The 3,027-nt window shown below is 30.6% G+C and carries 3 protein-coding genes; all 3 read left to right on the top strand.

Annotated features, from left to right (window positions below):
• Positions 1 to 189 precede the first annotated feature (189 nt).
• A complete protein-coding gene (locus tag VFS71_RS19670; RefSeq protein WP_073368450.1) occupies positions 190 to 642 on the top strand; it encodes a hypothetical protein in 453 nt (150 codons plus the stop codon).
• A gap of 182 nt (positions 643 to 824) precedes the next feature.
• Positions 825 to 1,538, top strand: coding sequence for a hypothetical protein (locus tag VFS71_RS19665; RefSeq protein ID WP_326403389.1), 714 nt, complete (start codon positions 825 to 827; stop codon positions 1,536 to 1,538).
• A gap of 852 nt (positions 1,539 to 2,390) precedes the next feature.
• Positions 2,391 to 2,777: a hypothetical protein gene (locus VFS71_RS19660; RefSeq protein ID WP_326403388.1), complete on the top strand. Its 387-nt coding sequence runs from the start codon at positions 2,391 to 2,393 to the stop codon at positions 2,775 to 2,777.
• Positions 2,778 to 3,027: the final 250 nt, after the last annotated feature.

Genomic DNA, 3,027 nt, shown 5'->3' with positions numbered 1-3,027 from the left:
AAAAAAACTGTTGCTAACAGCCACTACAACGGATTTGGGCAATTGGCATAATGGAAAAATGGTTTTGTATTTGGGATGATTTGGCAAATCCGAAAATAGGGCTTAATTTAGTCCCAAACCCGCTGTAGTGCCAGAACGTTACTGGAAAGTTTAAAACGAAAGCATAACAAAAAAACATCTTCATTTAAAATGCCTGAATATTATCCGAAAATATCTGAAAGACGAACTGACGAATTAATTGAAATTGCAAACTCGTCAACTAGAGTTTGGCAACTAGACGCAATTAATCAAGCCAAATCTGAATTAAAAAAGAGGAATATTTCAGAAAAACAACAAGATGATTATTTTGAAAAAATATTCGAAGAAATTGATATTGAGAATGAAAATATAGAACGCAAAAGAAAGTCAAACGAACTTGAAAAGTATAATGTTTTTGAAATGATTTTTATTGTTGCTGTTTCTCCTTTTATACTTATGCGACAATGGAGAGTTCTTTACGAATTAAAACTAGAAAATTATACTTTGAAATTTAAACAAAGAATAGTCTTGTTGATAATAGGAATGATTATTTGGTTTGGATATTTTTATTATGAATTTGACAAATGGCAAAAGGCTGAATTTAATAAAGAATCAAGGTATTAATTAATCAATCTGACAAGAAAACCTTCCTATAACAGCTACTACAACGGATTTGGGCAATAGGCTTAATGGAAAGATGGTTTTGTATTTGGGATGATTTGGCAAATCCGAATAATGGGCTTAATTTAGTCCCAAACCCGCTGTAGTAACAGAACGTTATAGGTAAGAATACCAAAACAGAAACTATGAAATTTAATTTTTACTTCTTCTTGATTTTCATTCTTTTCACTTTTACAAACTGTAAAAAAGAAATAGCAAAAGAAGAATATTATATAATTTCTAAAAAAGATTCAATTTCCAAAGCTGAAAAAATAGCTAGCCAAATTCCTCCTCCGCCTAGAATCCCGCAAGAGTCAAAATGGTATTCTGATGTTGTTTTTATAATGGATTCAAAAAACAAAGTGTATATTTATCAAACTGAAAAAATTGTACATAACGATAGTGTTGACTTAAATTATCCGAATTATTTAGGATTAAGACCCGAAAACTTGCTTACTATTGAGAGTGATAACCTTAATTCATTCATAAAAAACAACAACGACATTTTTCAGATAATTCCAATTCCAAATAAAAAAAACAGTTCTGTCTTTTTTTATATAGCAAGTGAAACAGATACTATAAAAAACAAAGCGTTAAATAATCTTTGGAAACTTCTCGGTAAAACTAAAAGTCCAGCAATTATTTTTGTTAGAAGAACAACTGAAGAAGAAGATATTGTACTGAAATACAAACGAAATGGGGATGAATATAATCCTGAAAGTATTGATTGGTCTAATAAGTTTTATAATGGTAAAGTAAGCCCATTTACAAAAGAATATGAAAATTTCGAAATAAAAACACATTGTTTAAGAAAAGCTAAAGAAACTTTTAAAAAGCACGTTGACGCAATAGATATGTAAAAATTCCTGCCTATAACAGCTACTACAACGGATTTGGGTAATAGGCTTAATGGAAAAATGGTTTTGTATTTGGGATGATTTGGCTAATCCAAAAATAGGGCTTAATTTAGTCCCAAACCCGCTGTAGTGCCAGAACGTTATGCGGGAGTTGTGCCGAAATTACGCAGATAAAAACAATTAGAAAATAAGTATTTGTTTCCGCAAGAAGTTTACAAGGCAGAAGCGTGAAAATTGGAATCGCCAACAAAAGTCGGAAAGTCGGAATATGACAAAATTATTGCTCACAAATTAAGTAACTAAAGTAAATATGATTGCACCAAATATTTTACCACTTTTGATTTTGACAATTTTTGTCTTATTGGTCTGCCCTATTCTAACAACTATGTTCATCTATTATCGTTTTGAATTAAGAACTAAATCTAAAAACCAAAAAATACTTGTTTCTTTTCTTTGTCCAGTTCTAACACTTGTATTTATGTTTATTCTTCAAAAACAATTTCCTTTTACGATTGGAATTTATTTTATCTCATATTTTACAATAATGAGCATACTAACAATAACTGAATATAGAAAACATAAGAAAAAAATGAATTGTTAGAAACTGACATTTAAAAAGCAGAAGCGTGAAAAGTTTGCGGTTAAATCGGAATTTCGACAAAACAACTCCCGCATAACAGCTACTACAACGGATTTGGGCATTGGGATTAATGGAAAGTTGGTTTTGTATTTGGGATGATTTGGCAAATCCGAAGAATGGGCTTAATTTAGTCCCAAACCCGCTGTAGTACCAGAACGTTATGCGTCAGCTTACCTGAAAAATTGCTAAAAACAACATACCCTTCATTAAGAAATATGTTAGATAACAAAAAGAATATTGAAGAATTCTATATCGACTTGAAAAACCGATTTCCGAAGTTAACAGAATTGAAAACTTGGAATAAATATAATTGGAGTATCGACGGTTGTGAAAATTCGATGATAATGTCCGAATTAGCAGAAGAAATAATACTTTGGACATCAAAAAATAAACTTGAAGATTCCCAAAATTTCTTTGACTATCAGGAATTAAGTTTAGAAGTTTATGACGAGAGAGTTATCTCGTTTATATACACAGACTTTTTGATGACAATTATGGAGGCAAAAGAAAAAGAAACAAGAGAGTTAATTAAAAAGATGATGCTCTATAAAACAAAAGAATTTTACCAACGATTGTTTCAATTTTACAACGAATCAAATTAATAACTAAAAAGCCGAACGCATAACAGCCACTACAACGGATTTGGGCATTAGGCTTAATTGAAAAATGGTCTCGTATTTGGGATGATTTGGCAAATCCGAAAATAGGGCTTAATTTAGGCCCAAACCCGCTGTAGTGCCAGAACGTTATATGCAATTTTTAAAAACAAACAACATTGACAATACCATTTGAACCAATTATTTTAGGATATAAATTCAATATTCATCTAATTCTTGAATATTTGGCGTTTTT

The organism is Flavobacterium sp. (assembly GCF_035760125.1).
GTDB lineage: Bacteria > Bacteroidota > Bacteroidia > Flavobacteriales > Flavobacteriaceae > Flavobacterium.
The sequence above is the reverse complement of the archived record's forward strand: the minus strand, read 5'-3'. Positions and strand labels throughout refer to the sequence as shown.